The organism is Sphingomonas sp., assembly GCF_035758555.1.
In the GTDB taxonomy this organism is placed as follows: domain Bacteria; phylum Pseudomonadota; class Alphaproteobacteria; order Sphingomonadales; family Sphingomonadaceae; genus Sphingomonas_B.
On the sequence record NZ_DASTXI010000158.1, the window covers coordinates 1 to 21,276 of the forward strand.

General features: G+C 66.9%; 21 protein-coding genes. 13 read left to right on the forward strand and 8 right to left on the reverse strand.

Features of this window, described 5'->3' with window-relative positions:
• From VFT73_RS09420 to VFT73_RS09445, 6 genes are all read left to right on the forward strand, one after another.
• Window positions 1-227: aa3-type cytochrome c oxidase subunit IV (locus VFT73_RS09420; protein ID WP_326410241.1), on the forward strand; the 227-nt coding region annotated here is incomplete at its 5' end.
• Window positions 228-270: 43 nt separating this feature from the next.
• Window positions 271-1,395, forward strand: coding sequence for an NAD(P) transhydrogenase subunit alpha (locus tag VFT73_RS09425; protein ID WP_326410244.1), 1,125 nt, complete (start codon window positions 271-273; stop codon window positions 1,393-1,395).
• Window positions 1,392-1,751, forward strand: coding sequence for a hypothetical protein (locus VFT73_RS09430; RefSeq protein WP_326410246.1), 360 nt, complete (start codon window positions 1,392-1,394; stop codon window positions 1,749-1,751). The genes VFT73_RS09425 and VFT73_RS09430 overlap by 4 nt, the downstream gene beginning before the upstream one ends.
• Window positions 1,748-2,032 (forward strand): NAD(P) transhydrogenase subunit alpha, encoded by a 285-nt coding sequence (locus VFT73_RS09435; protein WP_326410248.1) that lies wholly within the window; start codon window positions 1,748-1,750, stop codon window positions 2,030-2,032. The genes VFT73_RS09430 and VFT73_RS09435 overlap by 4 nt, the downstream gene beginning before the upstream one ends.
• A 23-nt stretch (window positions 2,033-2,055) precedes the next feature.
• Entirely contained in the window at window positions 2,056-3,552 is a 1,497-nt protein-coding gene (locus VFT73_RS09440) for an NAD(P)(+) transhydrogenase (Re/Si-specific) subunit beta (RefSeq protein WP_326410250.1), read from the forward strand.
• A 131-nt stretch (window positions 3,553-3,683) separates the two neighbouring features.
• Complete coding sequence (locus tag VFT73_RS09445; RefSeq protein ID WP_326410252.1) at window positions 3,684-4,553, forward strand: winged helix DNA-binding protein; 870 nt, start codon at window positions 3,684-3,686, stop codon at window positions 4,551-4,553.
• Window positions 4,554-4,563: 10 nt separating this feature from the next.
• Here the strand turns inward: VFT73_RS09445 and VFT73_RS09450 are convergent, their stop codons facing one another.
• Window positions 4,564-5,088: a GNAT family N-acetyltransferase gene (locus VFT73_RS09450; RefSeq protein WP_326410253.1), complete on the reverse strand. Its 525-nt coding sequence runs from the start codon at window positions 5,086-5,088 to the stop codon at window positions 4,564-4,566.
• Window positions 5,089-5,149: 61 nt separating this feature from the next.
• Between VFT73_RS09450 and VFT73_RS09455 the strand changes: the two genes are divergently transcribed.
• Together VFT73_RS09455 and VFT73_RS09460 are read left to right on the forward strand one after the other, a co-directional pair.
• On the forward strand, window positions 5,150-6,055 hold the full coding sequence (locus tag VFT73_RS09455; protein ID WP_414712815.1) for an ABC transporter ATP-binding protein: 906 nt from the start codon (window positions 5,150-5,152) through the stop codon (window positions 6,053-6,055).
• The gene (locus VFT73_RS09460; RefSeq protein WP_326410256.1) at window positions 6,052-7,197 is read left to right on the forward strand and encodes an ABC transporter permease; all 1,146 of its coding nucleotides are present in this window, start codon (window positions 6,052-6,054) and stop codon (window positions 7,195-7,197) included. Before VFT73_RS09455 ends, VFT73_RS09460 begins: the two co-directional genes overlap by 4 nt.
• On the opposite strand, the gene rodA is transcribed toward VFT73_RS09460, so the two are convergent.
• From rodA to VFT73_RS09485, 5 genes are read right to left on the reverse strand one after another with little or no spacing between them, the layout of a single operon-like run.
• Window positions 7,194-8,252 carry a rod shape-determining protein RodA gene (gene rodA / locus VFT73_RS09465; protein ID WP_326410283.1) on the reverse strand — a complete coding sequence of 353 codons (1,059 nt, stop codon included), beginning with the start codon at window positions 8,250-8,252 and terminating at the stop codon, window positions 7,194-7,196. The genes VFT73_RS09460 and rodA overlap by 4 nt on opposite strands.
• A 47-nt stretch (window positions 8,253-8,299) precedes the next feature.
• Window positions 8,300-10,285 (reverse strand): penicillin-binding protein 2, encoded by a 1,986-nt coding sequence (gene mrdA / locus VFT73_RS09470; RefSeq protein WP_326410258.1) that lies wholly within the window; start codon window positions 10,283-10,285, stop codon window positions 8,300-8,302.
• Window positions 10,282-10,797: a rod shape-determining protein MreD gene (locus tag VFT73_RS09475; protein WP_326410260.1), complete on the reverse strand. Its 516-nt coding sequence runs from the start codon at window positions 10,795-10,797 to the stop codon at window positions 10,282-10,284. Before VFT73_RS09475 ends, mrdA begins: the two co-directional genes overlap by 4 nt.
• Window positions 10,794-11,681 carry a rod shape-determining protein MreC gene (gene mreC / locus VFT73_RS09480; RefSeq protein ID WP_326410262.1) on the reverse strand — a complete coding sequence of 296 codons (888 nt, stop codon included), beginning with the start codon at window positions 11,679-11,681 and terminating at the stop codon, window positions 10,794-10,796. The genes VFT73_RS09475 and mreC overlap by 4 nt, the downstream gene beginning before the upstream one ends.
• Before the next feature lie 16 nt (window positions 11,682-11,697).
• On the reverse strand, window positions 11,698-12,738 hold the full coding sequence (locus VFT73_RS09485) for a rod shape-determining protein (protein WP_046347840.1): 1,041 nt from the start codon (window positions 12,736-12,738) through the stop codon (window positions 11,698-11,700).
• Between the two features lie 128 nt (window positions 12,739-12,866).
• On the opposite strand from VFT73_RS09485, the gene mutL reads away from it, so the two are divergent.
• The 3 genes from mutL to VFT73_RS09500 all read left to right on the forward strand — a co-directional run bounded on the left by mutL (window position 12,867) and on the right by VFT73_RS09500 (window position 15,614).
• Window positions 12,867-14,675 (forward strand): DNA mismatch repair endonuclease MutL, encoded by a 1,809-nt coding sequence (gene mutL / locus VFT73_RS09490; RefSeq protein ID WP_326410270.1) that lies wholly within the window; start codon window positions 12,867-12,869, stop codon window positions 14,673-14,675.
• 99 nt (window positions 14,676-14,774) lie between these two features.
• Window positions 14,775-15,320, forward strand: a complete 546-nt coding sequence (locus VFT73_RS09495; RefSeq protein WP_326410272.1) for a hypothetical protein — start codon at window positions 14,775-14,777, stop codon at window positions 15,318-15,320.
• Between the two features lie 18 nt (window positions 15,321-15,338).
• Complete coding sequence (locus VFT73_RS09500; RefSeq protein ID WP_326410274.1) at window positions 15,339-15,614, forward strand: acylphosphatase; 276 nt, start codon at window positions 15,339-15,341, stop codon at window positions 15,612-15,614.
• Here VFT73_RS09500 and VFT73_RS09505 read toward each other — a convergent pair.
• Complete coding sequence (locus VFT73_RS09505; protein ID WP_326410276.1) at window positions 15,579-16,193, reverse strand: PRC-barrel domain-containing protein; 615 nt, start codon at window positions 16,191-16,193, stop codon at window positions 15,579-15,581. The two genes, VFT73_RS09500 and VFT73_RS09505, sit on opposite strands and share 36 nt — an antisense overlap.
• A 67-nt stretch (window positions 16,194-16,260) precedes the next feature.
• Window positions 16,261-19,197, reverse strand: a complete 2,937-nt coding sequence (locus tag VFT73_RS09510) for a TonB-dependent receptor (protein ID WP_414712814.1) — start codon at window positions 19,195-19,197, stop codon at window positions 16,261-16,263.
• Window positions 19,198-19,428: 231 nt separating this feature from the next.
• On the opposite strand from VFT73_RS09510, the gene folE reads away from it, so the two are divergent.
• Window positions 19,429-20,040, forward strand: coding sequence for a GTP cyclohydrolase I FolE (gene folE, locus VFT73_RS09515; RefSeq protein ID WP_326410278.1), 612 nt, complete (start codon window positions 19,429-19,431; stop codon window positions 20,038-20,040).
• Window positions 20,041-20,444: 404 nt separating this feature from the next.
• Entirely contained in the window at window positions 20,445-21,185 is a 741-nt protein-coding gene (locus VFT73_RS09520; RefSeq protein ID WP_326410280.1) for a DUF4336 domain-containing protein, read from the forward strand.
• The last annotated feature ends 91 nt before the right edge of the window (window positions 21,186-21,276 follow it).

Below are 21,276 nucleotides of genomic sequence, written 5' to 3' on the forward strand. Positions count from 1 at the left end.
CCAGACCGGCCATTCCCGTCGGCTCGCAGCCTTTCGCGGCCAAGCCCGAGGCCGCCTCGGCCGCCGCCCAGGGCGCAACGCTGAGCTCCGACATGGACTACGCCGAGCACGAGTCGACCTATATGCGCTTCACGACGCTCGTGAAGTGGGCGATCGGCATCACCGCCATCGTACTCATCCTGCTCTTCATCATCGTCAATCCGATCGTCCCGCCGGCTGCCAGCTGAGCCCAGGTCTGGTGACGACTTACCGTCCGCGGAGGACTTGCCCATGAGAATTGCGATCGTGCGGGAACGCACGGAGGGGGAAACGCGCGTCGCCGCGACCCCGGAAACCGTGACCCGCTTCATCGGACTGGGCAATAATGTCGCTATTGAGGCGGGGGCGGGGGCTGCCGCCCGCATCACCGACGAAAGCTACCAGGCGGCGGGCGCCGAAATCGTGCCAACCGCCGCCGTAGCGATCAAGGCCGCCGATATCATCCTCACCGTCCGGCGGCCGGATGCGGCGCTGCTCGCCGGCGCCGGCAAAGGCGCGCTGGTGGTCGGCGGCATGGACCCTTACGGCAACGAGGGCGACATCGCGGCGCTGGCCAAAACCGGCGCGACGGTCGTCGCCATGGAGTTCATGCCGCGCATCACCCGGGCGCAGGTGATGGACATCCTTTCCAGCCAGGCCAACCTCGCCGGCTATCAGTCGGTGATCGACGCCGCGGTCAATTTCGACCGCGCCTTTCCGATGATGATGACGGCGGCGGGCACGGTCTCCGCCGCGAAGTGCTTCGTGATGGGCGTGGGCGTTGCGGGCCTGCAGGCGATCGCGACCGCGCGCCGGCTGGGCGCGCAGGTCTCGGCGACCGACGTGCGTTCGGCGACGAAAGAGCAAATCCAGTCGCTGGGCGCGAAGCCGATCTTCGTCGAGAACGTCGCCGGCATCGAAGGCGAAGGCTCAGGCGGTTACGCGACGGAGATGTCGGAGGAATATCAGAAGGCGCAGGCCGAACTGGTTTCCGGCCACATCGCCAAGCAGGACATCGTCATCACGACCGCCCTGATCCCCGGCCGCGCCGCGCCGCGCCTGGTCACCGACGCGCAAGTCGCGACGATGAAGCCGGGCAGCGTCATCGTCGACCTCGCGGTGGAGCAGGGGGGCAATGTCGAAGGCGCGATCGCCGGCGAAGTGGTCGAGCGCCACGGCGTCAAGATCGTCGGCCACCGCAACGTGCCGTCGCGTCTGGCGGCGGACGCGTCGGCACTGTTCGCCCGCAACCTGTTCAACTTCCTCAGCGCCTTCTGGGACAAGGACGGCGGCCTGCCGCAAGTCGACGACGAAATCGGCGACGCGGTGCGCCTGACGCGCGGTGGGCAGGTGGTGAACGCGAGGCTGCTGGGGTGATCCCCTTGGTTGCCGCGCTCCTGCTCGGGATTCAGCCGACGGATGGAATGGCGCCTGAAATGCAACAATCCGTCAATCTCGCTTTAGGCTATGGCGTGGTGGTTGATTACCGGCTCTGTGCGGCTCCAGACCTAAAACGGGAAGCGGACGCGCTCGACAACCGGCTACAATCGACGCTCGCCAGGCTGAAGCAAAGGTTCGGCGACGATGCTGTTCGGTTTCCTCCTCCGCCGATCATGATAGGGGAGAGGCCGTCCTCAGTTTGTCAAAATCGCGGTGCAGCGATTGCAGCCATTGAGAACTATCAACAAGCCATAACAAAACTCGAAGTCTTCGCTGCGGGGCCTGGCCAATGACCTTCATCTCCATCCTGTCGATCTTCGTGCTGGCCGTGTTCGTCGGCTATTACGTCGTGTGGTCGGTGACGCCGGCGCTGCACACGCCGTTGATGGCGGTGACCAATGCGATTTCGTCGGTGATCATCGTCGGCGCGCTGATCGCGGCGGCGGCGACGCTGGGCGGGTCGACGGCTAAGTGGCTGGGGCTGGTCGCGGTGGCGCTGGCAAGCGTCAACATCTTCGGCGGGTTCGCGGTCACGGCGCGGATGCTCGCCATGTACAAGAAGAAGGACCGCTAGTGCGGATCGGGGGGCGCTAGAGCATGCACGAGGCCGCACCGGTCAATCCTTGGGTTTCGCTCGCCTACCTCATCGCGGGCGTGTGCTTCATCCTCGCGTTGCGAGGCCTGTCGAGCCCGGCGTCGTCGCGGCGCGGCAACCGGTTCGGCATGTTCGGCATGGCCGTCGCGGTCGTGACGACGCTGATCGTGCACGGCCTCGGCTTCGACATGTCCTTCACGGAGCCGCGCGCGCTCACCTCCACGCTCGACTTCGACCCGGTCAGCCTGCTGGAAATCCTGGCTGCAATCGTGGTCGGCGCCGTGGTCGGCCTGATCACCGCGCGCCGGATCGCGATGACGGCGATGCCGCAGCTGGTCGCGGCGTTCCACTCGCTGGTCGGCCTGGCGGCGGTGCTGGTCGCCGCGGCGGCGTTCCTGAACCCTCAGGCCTTCCACATCGCGAGCGTCATCACCCCGATCGCCGGGCCGAACATCGTCAGCATCTTCCCGGTCAGCCGGATCGAAATGGGATTGGGCGTCGCGATCGGTGCGATCACTTTCTCCGGATCGGTAATCGCGTTCCTGAAGCTGAACGGCAACATGTCCGGCGCGCCGATCCTGCTGCCGATGCGGCATGTGATCAACCTCGGTACGCTGGCGGCGATCATCGCCCTGATCGCCTATTTCACCACCGACCAGTCCGGCTGGGTGTTCTGGACCGTCACCGCGCTATCTTTCCTGATCGGCTTCCTGCTGATCATTCCGATCGGCGGCGCGGACATGCCCGTCGTGGTCTCGATGCTGAACAGCTATTCGGGCTGGGCGGCGGCGGCGATGGGCTTCACGCTCGGCAACACCGCGATGATCATAACCGGCGCGCTGGTGGGCAGCTCAGGCGCGATCCTCAGCTATATCATGTGCCGCGCGATGAACCGCAGCTTCATCTCGGTGATCGCCGGCGGCTTCGGCGCGGTCGCGGACACCAGCGGCGGCGCGGCGGCGATCGACCGGCCGTGGAAGCGCGGCTCGGCCGAGGACGCGGCGTTCCTGATGGAGCAGGCCGAGCTCGTCATCATCGTCCCCGGCTATGGCATGGCCGTCGCGCAGGCGCAGCACGTGCTCCGCGAAATGGCGGACAAGCTGAAAGAGAAGGGCGTCACCGTCAAATATGCGATCCATCCGGTCGCGGGCCGGATGCCGGGGCATATGAACGTGCTGCTGGCCGAGGCGAACGTGCCCTATGACGAAGTGTTCGAGCTGGAGGACATCAACTCCGAGTTCGCGCAGGCCGACGTCGCTTTCGTGATCGGCGCCAACGACGTGACCAATCCCGCCGCGAAGACCGACAAATCGTCGCCGATTTACGGCATGCCGGTGCTGGACGTGGAAAAGGCCAAAACGGTGTTGTTCGTGAAGCGCTCGATGGGCGGCGTCGGTTATGCGGGCGTCGATAACGAGCTGTTCTATCGCGACAACACGATGATGCTGCTCGCCGACGCCAAGAAGATGGTCGAGGAAATCGTCAAGTCGCTCGACTGATCTCCGGCCGAACCGTCGGAAAGGAGCGTCAGTTTGGCTGACTTTGCCCGATTTTGAAGGCATGTAGCTTCACAGGGGCATAGGGTGACGGCGTGGGCGCAACAGGGGCATGGGGCGACGAGCCCTCCATATTGATTTTCGCCGATTCCGATCAGGACCGCGCGGCCGCTGCCGAAGCGGCGCGCAGCGTCGGCGCGCGCCTGATCGGCGTGGAATCGATTGCCGGCGCCCTCGATCGGCTGAGCCGGCAGGTCGGCGTCGATTCGGTGCTGATCGAGCTGGACGGCGCCGCGGCGCCGGCCCGCGACCGGCTGCTCGACTGGGCCAATCACGCGGCACGCGACGGCACCGCCTCCGCCGTCATCTCGATGCCGCAGTCGCTGATCGACGAGGTTATGGCCCGGATCGATGAGCCAAGGGTGACGCTGCTCTGCGAACCGGGACCCGCGGAACGCGCGGCGGCCCTGGGCTTTGCGCTGGCGCAGCGCCGGCAGAAGCTTCACGATCACGGCGCCGAGGCGGAGGCCGAACGGCTCCGGCGGCTGAGCGAGGAAGTGGCGCGGATCGCCGGCGCGCTTGCCGAACTGTCCACGTCCGCCAAGTCGATCGCCCATCCGCCGCCGGGCGAGGTCGCGGACTTTTCCGGCGACGAAGCCGTCGACGCGGACACGGTGCGCAACCTGATCCGCATCCGCCGCCTGCGCGATCAATTCTTTCCGCGCGAATTGTTCGCCGATCCCGCCTGGGACATGATGCTGGACCTGATGGCGGCCCGGCTGGAGGAGGACCGGGTCGCGGTCTCCAGCCTCTGCATTGCGGCTGCCGTGCCGGCGACGACGGCGCTGCGCTGGATCCGGACGCTGACCGAACACGGCCTGTTCGTCCGCCGCGCCGATCCGGAGGACGGGCGGCGCATCTTCATCGAGCTGTCCGACGCGGCGGCCGAAGCGCTGGCCGCCTATTTCCATACCGCCCGGCAAATGGGCCTGCGGGTCGCGTAGCCAACGCAGCCTAGAGCGCCTTCGCCAGCACCACGAAGCTCAGGTCCCGGCGCCTGGGAATGCCGAAACGCGGGTCGTCGTGGGGGAAGGGGCGCTCTTCGCCGGTCCGTGCGTAACCGCGGCGCTCGTAATAGGCGACCAGCTCCTCGCGCTGGCGGATGACCGTCATTTCCATCACGCGCGCGCCGAACATGCGCCTGGCCTGCTCCTCCGCCGCCGCGATCAGTGTCCGCCCGAGCCCCTGCGCTTGCCGCTCCGGCGCGATCGACAGCAGGCCGAGATAAGCGGTGTCGCCGCCCCGGTCTGAAATCTGTACGCAGCCCGCCAGTCCCGCCCGGTCCTCGGCGAGCAGGATGCGCTGATTCGGATCGCCGAGCACCGCCGCCAGCGTCTCGGCATCGGTGCGCTGGCCGTCCAGCAGATCGGCCTCGTGAGTCCAGCCGCCGCGCGCGCTTTCGCCGCGATAGGCGCCGTGGACAAGGGCGAGCAGCACCGGAATGTCGGACGCTTCCGCGGCGCGAATGTGAACATCCATGAACCTTCTTTGGCGCGGCAGGGGCCTTGACGCCAGCGGCGGTTGCGGGCCTTGGGATGAGGTGCGATCCGAACCCGTCCTGACCGCGATCGGCCTGGAGAAGCGATTCGGCCGCAAGCTGGCTGTCGCCGGCGTCGATCTCGCGGTGCCGCGCGGCTGCATCTACGGCGTGCTCGGGCCCAACGGCGCGGGCAAGACGACGATGCTGCGTATGCTGCTGGGCATCATCGATCCCGATGCCGGCGAGCGGATCGTTCTCGGTGCATCGCGTCCGCGCGAGGTCAGCGACCGCATCGGCTATCTGCCGGAGGAGCGCGGTCTCTATCCGTCGATGAAGGCGCGGGAGGCGATCGCCTTCATGGGCGCGCTGCGCGGCCTCGACTGGGCGGAGGGGCGGCGGCGCGGCGTGGAGATGCTGGAAGCGGCGGGGCTCGGCGACGCGGCAGGCGAGAAGATCCGGGCGCTGTCGAAAGGGATGGCGCAGCTGGTGCAGCTGCTCGGATCGATGGTGCACCGGCCCGAGCTGCTGGTGCTCGACGAGCCGTTTTCCGGCCTCGATCCGGTCAACCAGGAGAAACTGGAGGCGCTGATTCTCGCCGAGCGCGACCGCGGCGCCACGATCCTGTTTTCGACGCACGTGATGGCGCATGCCCAGCGGCTGTGCGAGCGGATCGCGATCATCGCCGGAGGCAAGCGGCGCTTCGAAGGCACTGTCGACGAAGCGCGCGCGCTGCTGCCGATGCGCGCGCATCTGGTGCCGCGATCCGGCAACGGCGACACGCGGGCGTTCCTGCCGGCCGACGCGACGGCGGTGCAGGACGGTTTCGAGTTCGAGGTGCCGGCGGAAGGAATCGAGCCGGTGCTGGCGCGGCTGATCGAGACCGGGCACGGCGTCGCCGGCCTGTCGATCGAGCGGCCCGGCCTGCACGAGGTCTTCGTGAAGCTGGTGCGGGAGGGGGCGACGTGAAGCGCTTCGTCGCTCAGGCGTTGGTGATCGCGCGGCGCGATTTCAGCGCGATCGTGCTGACGCCGACATTCCTGATCTTCCTGCTCGCGCCTTTGTTCATGCTGTCGGTCGCGACGATCGGCAGCCTTGGCGCCGTGCACGTCGTCGAAGGCAGCCGTGCGCGCACGGCCGTCGTCGCGGCACCCGACAAATTGCCCCGGCTGCGCGAAGCCGAAGGCCGGCTGCGGCGGGTGGCGGGGACGGATCCGGCGCCCCCGCCGGTCCTGTTCGAAACGGCGCAGGACGATTCAGTCCGGCAGGCGCACAGGCTGCTGAGCCGCGACGACATCTCGGCCGTGTTGATCGGGGGACGCGTGCTCCATGGCGAGAAGGCCGCGCGCGATGCCGATTATCTGGCGCTGCTTGCCGCGGCGGCATCGGGCGAGGAGCCTGAGTTGCGGACGGTCGCGGCTGCGCGGCCGGGCGCCGGTACTCATGCCCGCAATGCGGCTGCGTTCGGTGCTGTCTTCGCGATGTTCTTCCTGTCGCTGCTGCTCGCTAGCCAGGCGATCAGCATGCTGGCGGAGGAACGCAACAACAAGGTGATCGAAATCCTCGCCGCCGCGGTGCCGTTGGAGGCGGTGTTCCTGGGCAAGCTGATCGGGATGCTGGGCGTCGCGCTGCTGTTCACCCTGTTCTGGGGCAGCATCGCGGCGGCGGCGACCTTCGGCAGGCTGGGCGGGCTGAGCTTCGACGCGGTGGCGCCGGCGAGCTCGCCGATCGGCTTCGCGTTGCTGTTCCTCGGCTATTTCATGCTCTGTTTCCTGCTGCTGGGCGCGGTGTTCCTTGGCGTCGGCGCACAGGCGGGGACGATGCGCGAAATCCAGATGCTGTCGCTGCCGGTCACGATCTTCCAGGTTTCGATGTTCGCGCTGGCGAGCGCCGGGGCAGGGGCGCCCGATTCGATGCTGGGCGTGGCTGCGGCCGTGTTCCCGTTCAGCTCGCCGTTCGCGATGGCAGGGAGGGCTGCGACCGGCGTCCCCGCTTGGCAGCATGTCGCGGCGTTCGCGTGGCAGCTGGCCTGGCTGGGCATCACGGTCACGATCGCCGCCCGCCTGTTCCGCCGCGGCGTGCTGAAGTCGGGCGGCGGAAAGCGCGGCTAGATTCGCCGGCCGCGGCGGGATTCGCGGTCGATCGACATCAGGATGCCGATGCAGATCATCACCGTCATCACCGCCGACCCGCCATAGCTGACCAAGGGCAGCGGAATGCCGACGACCGGGGCCAGCCCCATCACCATCATCAGGTTGATGCCGACATAGAAGAAGATCGTGGTCGCCAGGCCCGCCGCCGTCAGCCGCGCAAATTTGCTGCGGGCGTTGTGCGCTACCTGCATCCCCCAGCGGATCAGCAGCAGGAAAGCGAAGATCACGAACAGGCCGCCGACCAGGCCCCATTCCTCGGCCATGGTCGCGAACACGAAGTCGGTGTGGCGTTCCGGCAGATAGTCGAGCCGGCTCTGCGTGCCTTGCAGGAAACCCTTGCCGAACAGCCCGCCCGACCCGATCGCGATCTTCGACTGGCTGATGTGGTATCCCTTGCCCAGCGGATCGCTCTCCGGGTTGAGGAAGATCAGCACCCGGTTGCGTTGGTATTCATGCATCATGCTGAACGCGATCGGCGCCGCCGCCGCCGCGGCGAGTGCGGAGCCGACATACAGTCTGAGCGGAAGCCCGGCGAGGAAGGTGACGGTCAGCCCGCCGAACGTGATCATCAAGGCAGTGCCGAGATCGGGCTGCAGCATCACCAGCGCCGCCGGCACGCCGATCAACACGGCGGCCGGCCAGACCGCGTTGACCGTGCGCAACTGTCCGGCCGGCAGCATGCCGTAGAAGCGCGCGACGGTGAGCACGATCGCCGGCTTCATCATCTCCGACGGCTGCAGGCGGATGATGCCGAGGTCGAGCCAGCGCTGACTGCCGCCGCTGATGCCACCGATCGCCTCGACTCCGATCAGCGCCAGCACCAGCGCGCCGTAAATGGGAAAGGCGAGCGCCTGCCAGGCGCTTTCGGGCACGCGCGACAGGACCAGCGCCATGCCGAGGAACATCAGGAACTTTATGCCCTGGTTCAGCGCCCAGGGCGTGAGGCTCCCGCCTGCCGCCGAGTACAGCACGACCAGGCCGAATCCGCCGATCGCAAGCACCAGCAGCAGCATGCCCCAGGGGAGCGTTGCCAATGGCGCCGGGATGATCCCGCCCTGCTTCAATCGATTGCCGCCGCTGCGTTCGCGCCGGGATCGGCCGTAGTAGGCGTCGAGGTGGGGAGCGGGGCGGGGCTTGCCTTGGCCAGCTTCCAGGCTTCGGCCTTGGCCGCCATCCGCGTGGTGATGTCGCCGCCCCAGGTCGGCTCGACCTCCAGCAGGCTTTTCATCGCCCGTTCCCGGTCGAACAGATAGGTCATGATGTCGCGGCCGGTCAGCGGCGTGTCGAGGTTGCGGACCGTATGGCCGCCATGCTCCAGCACGACCGAGGCCGCGTAGCGCGGATTGTCGGCCGGCGCGAAGCAGATGAAGTGCGCATGGTCGCGCATCCTGAACGGCAGCGACGCGTTGCTGAGCACGCCGCCCCGGCGCTCGGCCATCGTGATCCGGCGAACCTGCGCGGTGCCCGTCTTGGCGGCAAGCGCGACGCCCGGCACCTGCATCCGCGCCGCGCCGCCGGTGCCGCCTTCGTTGACAACGCCGTACATCGCATCGCGCACGATCGCGAAATGCTCATGGCTGAAGGGAAGGGCGCCCGCCGGCTTGTCGTTGCCGTAGAAGAAGGAGGGGAGGAGCGCCCGGCCCGACGCCAGACGCGACGCCATCACCGCCATCTGCAGCGGATTCACCAGCACATAGCCTTGGCCGATGGACGCGTTCAGCGAATCCGCGACCGTCCATTTCTGATGATATTTACGCAGCTTCCAGGCGCTGTCTGGCACCGTGCCGTAACGCTGCGAGGGCAGTGGCAGATCGAATTCCTGGCCCAGCCCCATCGCCTTCGCAACCGGCGCGATCCGGTCGTAACCCAGCCGGCGCGACATCTCGTAGAAATAGATGTCGCAGCTCTGCATCACGGCGTGCTTCATATCGAGCGGACCATGGCCGCCGCGCTTGTGGCAGTGGAACACGCCGCTCCCCACCCGCATCGCGCCCGAGCAGACGACGCGGTCGCCCGGGTCCACACCGGCTTCGAGCAAGGCGAGCGCGTTCATCGGCTTAACCGTCGACCCCGGCGGATAAAGGCCCATGATCGCCTTGTTCATCAGCGGGATGTGATCGTCTTCCGATAGCATCTTCCATTCGTCGCGGCTGATGCCGTCGGAAAAGCTGTTCGGATCGTAGGACGGCATCGACACGAAAGCGAGGAGGCCGCCGGTGGCAACATCGATGACGACGACCGATCCGGAATTGGTGCCAAGCCGCCGCGCTGCATAGGCCTGCAATCCGGCGTCGATGGTGAGCTTCAGCGTGTGGCCGGGAATGTCGCCGCGCGTGGTCAGCTCCTTGACCAGCTTGCCGCGTGCCGTGACCTCGACCCGCTTGGCGCCGGGCGTGCCGCGCAGCATCGGCTCCATCGTCTTTTCAAGGCCGTCCTTGCCGACCTTGAAGCCCGGCGTGATCAGCAGCGGATCCTTGGTCTCCTCATATTGCTTGGCAGACGCGGCGCCGACATAGCCGACCAGATGCCCGACCGCCGCGCCATCCGGGTAGAAGCGCGAATAGCCGCGCATCGGCGACACGCCGGGCAGCTCGTTCAGCCGCACACTGACCGCGGCGAATTTCTCCCAATCCAGATCCTCTGCAACCTGGACCGGCTTGAACCCTTGCGCTTCCTCCAGATCGTCGCGGATGCGCTGCATTTCCTCGTCGGGAAGCTGCAGCAGCGCCTGCAGATCGCCCAGCACCTTGTTCTTGTCGACGATGCGATCCGGGATCAGGTCGACGCGAAAGTCCGTTCGGTTGATCGCGATCGGCTTGCCCTGGCGGTCGACGATCCAGCCGCGACGGGGCGGGATAAGCGTCAGGTTGACGCGGTTGCTCTCCGACAGCAGCGCGTAATGCTCGTTCTCGGCGATCGACAGCCATGCGAGGCGGCCGGCGAGCAGAGCGCCGACGCCACCCTGGATCCCGCCCAGCAGGAGAGCGCGGCGGGTGAAGGTGAAGCTCTGGCTGGCCTCGGTGATGATCTTCTTCGGCCGCTTCATCGCAGCCGCCACGCGTCAAGCCGCGCGCACAACCGTGCGACCGCGGGAAAAAGCAGCATGGATGCAAGGATTTGCGGCACGATAGCCAAGATAGGAGCTGCGCCGCCCGCGAACAGGGCAAGGAAATAGCCGCCAACCAGGCAGCCGGCGATTGCTGCCGCGGCGACCAGCCAGTCCTGCACATAATCGCGCCAGAGCACCGACCGCTCCGACGCTTCGATCACCAGGAAAGCCAGCGTCCAGCACAGCATCGCGCTACCGACGGGCTGGCCGCTGACGAGGTCGTCGAAAAAGCCGAGCGGCAGCGGCGCCCAAACGGCCCAGAAGCCGGGCCGCAGCAGACGCCAGGCAAGCAGCACCATCAGCCCGAACGGCGGCACCACCGGCGCCTGGGCAATCACCGGCAGCAGGGCGGGGACGAGCGACCCGACCATCGTCGAGACGATCGGCACCGCGCGCGCCTTGGCGCTCAGCACCGGCTGGTAGCCGCGATAGGTGAGGGTGCGGCTCATCGCGCGGGTGGCGGCGGCAGGATGCGCCGCTGGACCTCCACCTGCGGCTGGTAGGGCGGCTCGACGATCGCGAAGTCGAGCGCCGCAGGGTCCGCGACCGGCAGCGCCAGGAAGGTTTCGCGCGTAGCCCGGGCGATGATCGCGACAGGCACGTTGGGCGGATAGACGCCGCCCGCGCCCGAGGTCACGAACACGTCGCCGCGCTTGAACGTCGCGTTCTCCGCACCCAGCGCTCGGATGTCGATCAGACCGTCGCCGGTGCCGGTCGCGATCGCCGGCGTGCCGTCGGGCACGCGCCGCACCGGAACGATCGTGCCGCCATCGGTGATCAGGGAGACGCGTGCGCTGACCGCGCCGGCGCTCGCGATGCGACCGACCAGTCCGCCGGGCCCGCGCACCGGCATGCCGTTGCGCACGCCGTTCAGATAGCCGGCATTCAGGATCGCATAGCGGCGGATGCTGGAACCGGTCGACCCGACCAGCCGCGCAACCGCGACCGGCTTCACGCCGCGCTCCGTGATCCCGAGCAGCCGCTTCAAACGCGCATTCTCGAACGCAAGCGCCCGCGCCTCGATCAGCTTGGTCTGGTTGGCGCGCGCGGCTGCCTCGAGCCGGCGTACCTTGCCGGCAGAGTCGATATAGGACCCGATGCTCCCGCCGGCGTCGCCGGTGCGCTCGACGACCCAGCGGCCCGCCGAGGTGACCGGCAGCGTCGCGTCGCTGATCGCGCCCTTCAGCGCGCCGAAGCCGTTCGGATCGACTGCCGACAGGATCAGCAGCAGCAACGCGACGACCGCGCCCGACACGGCCGTGACATAGCCGAAGAACAGTCCATATTGCGCCCGGCGCGAATAACCGGGTCTGCGGTTGGAAGGGCGCGCCAAGCGGGCCTCCCTGTCGTCAGGCGGTCAGCAGAACGCCCCGGAACACCGGGTCTTCGAGGGCCCGGCCCGTGCCGAGCGCGACGCAGGTCAGCGGATCGTCGGCAACCGTGACCGGCAGGCCGGTCTCGTCGCGCAACACCTCGTCGATACCTTCCAGCAGCGCGCCGCCGCCGGTGATGACGATACCCTGGTCGACGATGTCGGCTGCAAGCTCCGGCGCGGTGTTCTCCAGCGCGATGCGGACACCCTCTATAATGGTGCCGACCGGCTCCGACAGCGCCTCGGCGATCTGACCCTGGTTGATCTCGATCTCCTTGGGCACGCCGTTGACCAGGTCGCGCCCCTTGATCTGGATAGTCTTGCCGATGCCGTCCGCTGGCGGCTTGGCGGTGCCGACGTCCTTCTTGATCCGCTCCGCGGTTGCTTCGCCGATCAGCAGGTTGTGGTTGCGGCGGACATAGGAAGCGATCGCCTCGTCCATCTTGTCGCCGCCGACGCGGACGGAGGTCGTGTAAGCCAGGCCGCGCAGCGACAGCACCGCGACTTCGGTGGTGCCGCCGCCGATGTCGACGACCATCGATCCGATCGGCTCGGTTACCGGCATGTCGGCCCCGATCGCAGCCGCCATCGGCTCCTCGATCAGCCACACCTGGCTGGCACCCGCATTGGATGCGGCGTCGCGGATCGCGCGGCGTTCGACGCTGGTTGATCCCGACGGCACGCAGATCACGATCTCCGGCCAGCGCGGGAAACGCCGCTGTCCGTGCACCTTGTGGATGAAGTGCTTGATCATCTGCTCGGCGACGTCGATGTCGGCGATGACGCCGTCACGTAACGGCCGGATCGCCTCGATGCTGCCGGGCGTCTTGCCCATCATCAGCTTGGCGTCGTCGCCGACCGCCTTCACTTTCTTGACGCCGTTGACGGTCTCGATCGCGACCACCGACGGCTCGTTGAGGACGATCCCGCGCCCGCGCAGATAGACGACCGTGTTGGCCGTGCCGAGATCGATCGCCATGTCATGCGACATGAATTTGAAGAAACGCGAAAAGAGCATTTTCGTCCCGCTGTGAAACAGTTTCTGGGGCACTATACCCGCCAGCGGCTCCTGTGAAAGCACAGATGACTTGATTTTTCGTGTGCACCGGGTCGCGGGATGCGGCCGCTTGGGCTAGAGCGTTCACCATGTCAATACGGCGCCTGCCCTCGCATCTCGTCAACCGGATCGCGGCCGGCGAAGTGGTCGAAAGACCCGCCAGCGCGCTGAAGGAATTGGTCGAGAACGCGATCGATGCCGGCGCGACGCGAATCGCGGTGCGGCTGGGCGGCGGCGGAATCGATCTGATCGAAGTCGTCGACGACGGCTGCGGCATGGCGCCCGACGAGATGCGGCTGGCGCTCGAACGTCACGCGACCTCCAAGCTGCCGGACGATGCGATCGAGGCGGTCGCCACATTGGGTTTTCGCGGCGAGGCGCTGCCTTCGATCGCCAGCGTTGCGCGGCTGACGCTCGAAAGCCGGGTGCGGGGCGCGGACGGCTGGGCGCTTTCTGTCGACAATGGCGAGGTGACAAGCGAGGGACCCGCGGCGCTGCCGCCCGGCACGCGCGTGCGGGTGGAAGGGCTGTTCGAGCGCGTGCCCGCAAGGCGCAAATTCCTTCGATCGGTGCGCGCTGAATATGCGGCTTGCCTGGATGCCGTAAAGCGGCTGGCGATGGCGCGGCCTGAGATCGGCTTTTCGCTGGAGCATGACGGCCGCAAGCTGCTGAACGTCGCTCCCGGCGACAATGCGCCGACGCGCGTCGCGGCGCTGACCGATCGCGAGCTTCCGGACAACAGCGTCGGCGTGGACTTGGTACGCGAAGGGCTGCGGCTGGGCGGCGTCGCCGGACTTCCGACCTTCAGCCGCGGCGTCGCCGACCACCAATATCTGTTCGTCAACAACCGGCCGGTGAAGGACCGGCTGCTCGCGGGCGCGGTGCGCGGCGCGTATGCCGATCTGCTCGCCCGCGACCGGCACCCGGTAGTCGCGCTGTTCCTCGAATTGCCCGCCGACCAGGTCGACGTGAACGTGCACCCGGCCAAGACCGAAGTGCGCTTTCGCGATCCGGCGTTGGTGCGCGGGCTGATCGTCAGCGGATTGCGGCGTGCGCTCGATGAGGCTGGACATGCCAGCGCCCGACCGGCGGCGGTCGATGTGCTGGCAGGGTGGCAGAAGGAAGAAGACCACCCCCGATCCCTCCACGAAGGCGTGGAGGGGAGGAGTCCGTTGCACTCCCCTCCAGCCCTTGCTGGAGGGGCAGAGGGTGGCTCATTCTTTTCTCCCTCCGCCGTCTCGGACCATCGCTCCTTCTTCACCGCGCAGCCGCATGCCCGTGCCGAGCCGGCCCACACGCCGCCGCCCGAGCACCGCGCGTTCCCGCTCGGCGTCGCGCGCGGGCAGGTCGCCAACACCTACATCGTCGCCGAGGCGGAGAACGGGCTGATCCTGGTGGACCAGCATGCGGCGCATGAGCGGCTGGTGCTCGAGCGGATGAAGGCCGCGGCGGCGAACGGCGGCGTCCACGCCCAGGCGCTGCTGCTCCCCGAAGTCGTCGAACTCGACGAGCCCGGCTGCGACCGGCTGGAGGGGCGCGCGGCCGAGCTGGCCGGTTTCGGGCTTGAGCTGGAGCGCTTCGGGCCGGCGGCGATGCTGGTCCGTGCGACACCCGCGCTGCTCGGCGCCGGCGACGTGCATGGCCTGGTTCGCGACCTGGCCGACGAGCTCGCCGCCTTCGACCAGGCGCTGAGCCTCAAGGAGCGGCTCGACCATGTCGCTGCGACCATGGCTTGCCACGGCAGCGTCCGCGCCGGCCGCGCGCTGTCGGTCGCCGAAATGAATGCGTTGCTGCGCGAAATGGAAGCGACCCCGCACAGCGGCCAGAGCAATCACGGCCGCCCGACCTGGGTGAAGCTGGCAAAAGGCGATCTGGAGAAGCTCTTCGGGCGCAAATAGTGCGGCGATTTATTCCGCGTTCGCTGGCGGGGACGCTATTTTTTGACATCGAACCGCAGGTTCTGCGAAACGTTCTTCCTCCACGATAGGAGGAGAAGAATGAAGTCTGTCTTGTTCGCGTGCGTCGTTGTTGCCGGATTCGGCGCGGCGCCCGCTTTGGCCCAGGCGGCTCCGGCCGCTCCCACGACCGCGCAAAGCCCGGCCCAGATCGTCGCCGGCACGCAGGTCGTCGATCCCAGCGGAAACCCGGTCGGGACCATTGCGACCGTCGGTCCCAATTACGTCGTGTTGAAGACCGACCGGCACGAAGTGCGGCTTTCGAAGGAATCATTTGCGTTCCGTCCGAAAGGCCTGACCTTCAGCATGACCAGGGACCAGCTGAACGCGCAGGTGGAGCAAAGCGTCGCCAGCCTCGATTCGCTGTTGACCCCGGGCGCGATGGTGCATGACCGCCAGCGCGGGATGGTCGGCACGATCGAAGCGGTCGAAGGCGATCTGGTCACGCTGAAGCTGCCGAGCGGCGCGATGGTGCGGCTGCCCAAATCGGGCTTTGCGCCGGGGCCGAATGGCGCCGTGATCGGCATGACCGCGCAGCAGCTCGAAGCGCAGGTGCCGCCGCAGCCGCAGCCACAGTCGCAAGGCTAAACGAGTGCCGGAGATGAGATGCGGACCCTTGCGCTTCTGATCTCCGGCCACGTGCAGGGCGTCGGCTATCGCGACTGGGTGCGGCAGCAGGCGCTCACGCTCGGCCTATCCGGCTGGGTTCGCAATCTTCGCGACGGGCGCGTCGAGGCCGTGGCGAGCGGCGCGGACGATGCCGTCGCACGCTTCATCGAGGTGTTGCGGACGGGGCCGCCGCTCGCGCGTGTCGACCGCGTCGAACAATCACCGTGCGACGAAGTCTCAGCTTCCGGTTTCGAGATCCGGCCCACCGCTTAGGCGTGCGGGCCAGTGGCTGGGGTCGAGCAGCCGCAGCCGGTCGATCCGGGCGTCGGTCATAATCCTGTCCGGCTCCACGGTCACGTCGGCCCAGGGCAGCGCGTGGAGCGTTTCGCCCAATCCGCCGACGCCGCCGCTGCCGACGACAAGATAGTCGATGCGGCCGTCACGGCAGCGGGCCATCGCGTCCACCGTCGCGCCGATCGTCTCGCCTGCAGCCGAGAGCAGCGGCGCGCCAGTGAGTGCCGAGACCGGGAACAGCGTCGGCGCCTCCTGGTGCTCGCTCGCCTCCGCTGCGGTGCGGGCCCCTTCGTCGAGACGCGCGCGGCGGCCCAACCAGCGCCAGACGCCGACCAGGTTGATCGCGGTCAGGAACAGGTTCTGCCACACGAGATTGGACTGGCCGGTGACCGCGCCATAGCTGGTCCAGGCGAGCGAGCCGATCGTGAACACGACGAAACCCCAGCCGGTCACCCGCGTGCCCAGATTGGCGGCCGTCATGCAGGCGGCGATGGTGGTCGCAATCGGCGCGATCCAGCTGGACAATTGTTCCATGGCCGCGCGAACCCGCCAGCCCATGCGATCGTTCCGGACAAGAAAGGGCCCGCGCGATCGTCTCGCGCAGGCCCAGGGACGGAACGAGGTCCTAGAAGCGGAAGCCGGCGGCGATGCCGTAGCGGCGCGGTTCCAGCGTGAAGGCATTGGTGAACAGGCCCGAGGACTGGTCGGTCACGTACAGGCCTGTGATCGCGTTGTTCTTGGTCAGGTTCTGCACGAACAGGCGGACGAAATAGCGATCGTCGGGGCCGTTCAGCTGCACCTGGGCATTGACGACTTCATAGCCCTGGATCCGGTTGATCGGATTGCCGAAGATGCTGCCGTAATAGCCGCCAGTATAGTTGAAATCGATGCGCGGGACGAGCGTCCAGCCGTTCGAGAAGTCGGCCGTGTACTGCAGGCCCGCCGAGAACTTATAGTGCGGCGACTGCGGCAGGTTGTTGCCGCGGATGTTCACCGGCACGCCCGCTTCGAGCACGGTCACGCCGGCTGCCGGCGTTGCCGCAGCGGCTGCGGCCAGCACCGAGCAGACGCTGAAAGCGCCGGTCGTGTTGGTGCCCGGAATGGGCGTCGTGCCCTGCAGCCCGCCGCCGGGTGCGTTGGGGAAGGCGGGGCTGGCGAAGGCGCCGGCATTCAGCCCGGCATTGATCGCGTTGACGAAGCCGTTCGATGCGGCGGCAATGCCGCTGTTCGAGACAACCGCGCAGTTGGAGGCGTTGGTGATGTCCTTGATGATCACGGCATCGGCGCGGCCGCCCGACACGTCCTGCGGGTTGACCAGCAGCTTGTCGGACGAAACCTTCGTCCGCAGGAAGCTGGCGCCGAAGTTTGCAAGCACCGAACGCGACGGGCGGATGATCGCTTCCGCCTCGACGCCGTAGATGTGCGCGTCGACATTGTCGTTGACCGACGTGCGGGCGACGATGCGGCTCAGCTGCAGTTGCTTGTACTGATAGTAGAAGGCGGTCAGGTTCAGCCGGACCGTGCCGTCGAGGAACGTGTTCTTCGACCCGATCTCGAACGCGTTCACCGTCTCCGGTCCGAACGACAGCGGCACGTTGAACCCGGGCGGCAGGGGCGGGTTGATGCCGCCCGATTTATAGCCGCGCGAGTAGGACGCGTAGAGCAGGTTCTGGTCGGTGATCTGGAAATCGAGCACCACGCGGCCGGTCATGCGGCCGAACTTCACATTGTTGACCGCGAGCGGCTGGTTGCCCGTCTTCGCGGGATCGGCATCGAAGCAGGCGAAGGTGGGCTCTGCATAGGCGTTGGTCGAGCCCAGCGGCACCGGGCAGTTCAGCAGCGTCGTGCGCGCTTCGTAGTGCTTGTCGTCATGATTGTAGCGCAGCCCGCCGGTCAGCTTCAGCCTGTCGGAAATATCCCAATAGGCCTCGCCGAAGATGCCGTAGCTCTTCAGGTGATAGAGCACCGAATTGTTCCGGTAGAAGGGGGTCGCCACATAGGCGGAACCGCCGCCGAGCAGGCCCGCCGCATAGTCGAGCCCGAACGAGTTCACGTAATAGCTGTTATCCTTGACCGTATAGTCCAGATAACCGGCGCCGATCAGGAAGTTCAGCGGCCCGTCGAACTTCGAGGTCAGGATTCCTTCGCCGAACCACTGATGGCCGTGCGCATTGGACCGATCGAAATCCAGACTGGTGGGCGCGCAGACGAAGTGGCCGCCGAACACGCCGGTGCCGGTTTCCTCCGCTGTCGACTGGCAGAGGCTGCTCGGCCCGTTCGGGATCAGCGCATTGCGGACCGCCTGATAGCCGGGCCCGAGCGCGCCCGAGCCGGCGACTGCGTTGAAGGCGTTCAAGCCGGGATTGGTTGCGTAGGACCGTTCGATGCCGATATTATAGTCGACCGTCGAATCCGTCCGGCCCTGGGTATAACCGCCGTCAAGCTTCAGGTTCAGCGAGCCGAGCACCTGGTTGAAGTTCAGCAGCACCTGCTTTTCGTTGGTGCGGAAGCGCGGCAGCGAGTCGATGTTGACCGTGCGCAGGTTGGGCGGATTGACATAGCCGGTGTAGGAGTCGCCGTCGCCTTGGTAGATGCTGCCGAGGGCGAACGGCGCGAGCGGAGCGGTGCTGGTCCTGAGGCGCAGGAATTCGCTGGAGGTCAGGATCGACGCCAGCGTCGCGTCGCCGTTCACCTGCTCGAAGCCGAGCCGGTCGGGAAGGCAGCCGAGCACGCCGGTCGGATCGCGGTGGCAGAGTTGCTTCTGGATGCGGGAGCGGTCGTCGTTCTCGCGGAAATAATGGGCGACGATGTCGAACGTCGTGTCCGCGCTCGGCTCCCACCGCAGCGAGGCGCGGATGTCGAACTGATCGCGGCCGTCGATGCGGTTGTTCGTGAACAGGTTCTTCGTGAAGCCGTCGCGGTTCAGATAATAGCCGGCCAGCCTGAGGCCGAACGTCTCGCCGACGGGCAGGTTGAACATCCCCTTGACGCGGACGCTCTGGTAATTGCCGTATTCGGCCTCGCCCGAGGCGTGGATGCCGGTCAGGTCGGGCTTGGCAGTGATGAAGTTGATGACGCCGCCGGTCGCGTTGCGGCCGAACAGCGTGCCCTGCGGGCCGCGCAGGACCTCGATGCGCTCGACGTCGAAGAATTCGTTCTGGAAGATCGGCGAGCCGAGCACCGGCACGTCATTGACGTGCACCGCTGTCGCCGCATCGCAGGTCACGCCGACGCAAAGATCGCCGATGCCGCGAATGTTGAACGAGGACGAGGAGGTGAAATTGCTCTTGGTGTAGGTGATGTTCGGCAGCGACAGCTGCAGGTCGCTGGTGGAGTTGATCTGCTGTTGCCGCAGATTGTCCGAGCTGAACGCAGAGACCGCGATCGGCACGTTCTGCAGCGCTTCCGACTGGCGCTGAGCCGTGACGATGATATCGGCGATGCCCTGGTCGGCCGCAGCAGCGCCGGCAGGCGGCGACGCGGCCGTGTCCTGGGCCGCGGCGGGAACGGCCGCCAGCAGGGCCAGCGCAGTCGCACCGAGCAGATCGAATTTCCGCGTCATGAGCATCCCTCCCCAATTGCTGCCGTGCAGGCGGCGGACGCATTGTTGCGTCTCTTCGTGGGGGATCATGCGGATTGTTTCATTTCGGTCAATAAAAGATCGTCTTGGAAATCGCGGATTTCTGCCGATTGTGGCGCTTGTGCCGCACTGGCATCGCGTGCCGTAGCGTCATTTGCGCATGCGCCGCGGCCCCCTATATCGGCTCGTGGGAGCAACAAAGGGCCGCACGGCGTGGGCGATCATCTGGAAGACGGCGATCTGATCGAAACAGAGGGAAAGATTCCCGTCCCGCGCGAGGTGGCCGAGGCGGTACGCACGGTGATCGCCTGGGCCGGCGACGATCCCGATCGCGAGGGGCTGGCCGACACCCCGCTCCGCGTCGCGCGCGCCTGGAAGGAATATTGCCAGGGCTATGACGAGGACCCGTCGGTCCATCTCAGCCGCACCTTCGAGGAAGTGGGCGGCTATGACGAGATCGTGATCCTGCGCGACATCCCGTTTCAGTCGCATTGCGAGCACCATATGGCGCCGATCATCGGCAAGGCGCACATCGCCTATCTGCCCAAGGACCGGGTGGTCGGCATTTCGAAGCTTGCGCGGGTGCTGCACGGCTTTGCCCGGCGGCTGCAGGTGCAGGAGCGGCTGACCGCTGAAGTGGCCGATTGCATCTGGGACAATCTTCACCCTCAGGGCGTCGCGGTCGTGATCGAGGCGAGCCACAGCTGCATGACCGCCCGCGGCGTCCGCACGCCCGGCGTAGTGATGACCACCAGCCGCATGATGGGCGTCTTCCGCGAGGACGAACGCAGCCGCAAGGAAGTGCTTGCCCTGATGGGGTGCTGAGGGGCTAGCTGGATCGCCCCTCGATTTCGCTCGGGACGAGCGGAAAATGGTGGGGAGTCGCTCATCCCGAGCGAAGTCGAGGGGTGACTGCGCCGGCTTGATCGCGTCATCCGCCACCTTTGTCGCGCCCATCGCCTTATTCCGCGCCTGTGTCGCACTTCACAGCCGGCCCTGCGCGAATCGTTTATCTGGCGTTCATGCTCAGGAACATCATCCCGCTCATGGCCTCGCTCACTGCGCTGCTTTCGACGCTGTACATGTACGCGGCGTAATGAACGCAACCGGAACCGGCCCCGATCATTGCACGTGCATGATCGCCAAAGCCGTTCCCGTCGCCATTGCGCTCACCTCGCTCGCTGCTACGCTGTTCGCCGTCGTCGCCTGCAGCTGAGTGAAGTCCCTGAATGGGTGAAGCGTTCGAGCCCTATTCACCGCTGAATGTCCTGAAGCCCTTCGCCGACCGGGTCTGGATCGTCGACGGCCCCGAAATCGCGATGGACTATGTGGGGCTGAAGATCCCGTTTCCGACGCGGATGACGGTCGTGCAGTTGCCGGACGGCGGCCTGTGGCTGCATTCGCCGATCGCGCTGGACGAGGCGCTCGTCGATGCGGTCGCCGCGCTCGGCCCGGTCCGGCACCTGATCGCGCCCAACACGCTCCATTATTGGTGGATTCCGGACTGGGCGGCGCGCTTTCCCGAAGCGCGCGTGCACGCGGCGCCCGGCCTCGACAGCTCGGCGAAGCGGCCGCTGCCGCCGCACAGCCTGCTCGGCGACGCGCCCGATCCGGCCTGGGCCGAGGCGATCGACCAGGTGCTGGTGCCCGGCGGGCTGCTGACCGAAGTCGACTTCCTGCATCGTCCGTCGCGGACGCTGATCCTGACCGACCTCATTGAGAATTTCGAGCCGCGGCGCATCCGCTCGCGGTGGCTGCGCACCATCGTCAAATGGTCGGGCGCGGCCGATCCGGACGGCAAGGCGCCGATCGACATGCAACTGAGCTTCTGGCGCCACAAACGCAAGCTTCGCGCAGCCGTGCGGCGGATGATCGGCTGGACGCCGGAGCAGATCATCATGGCCCACGGCCGCTGCTACGACCGCGACGGTACCGCCGAGCTGAAACGCGCATTCCGCTGGGTGGGGTAGAAGATAATCGTCATTGCGAGCCGCAGGCGAAGCAATCCAGCTCTGTGCCAGGGCGGTGGGTTGCTTCGTCGCTGCGCTCCTCGCAATGACG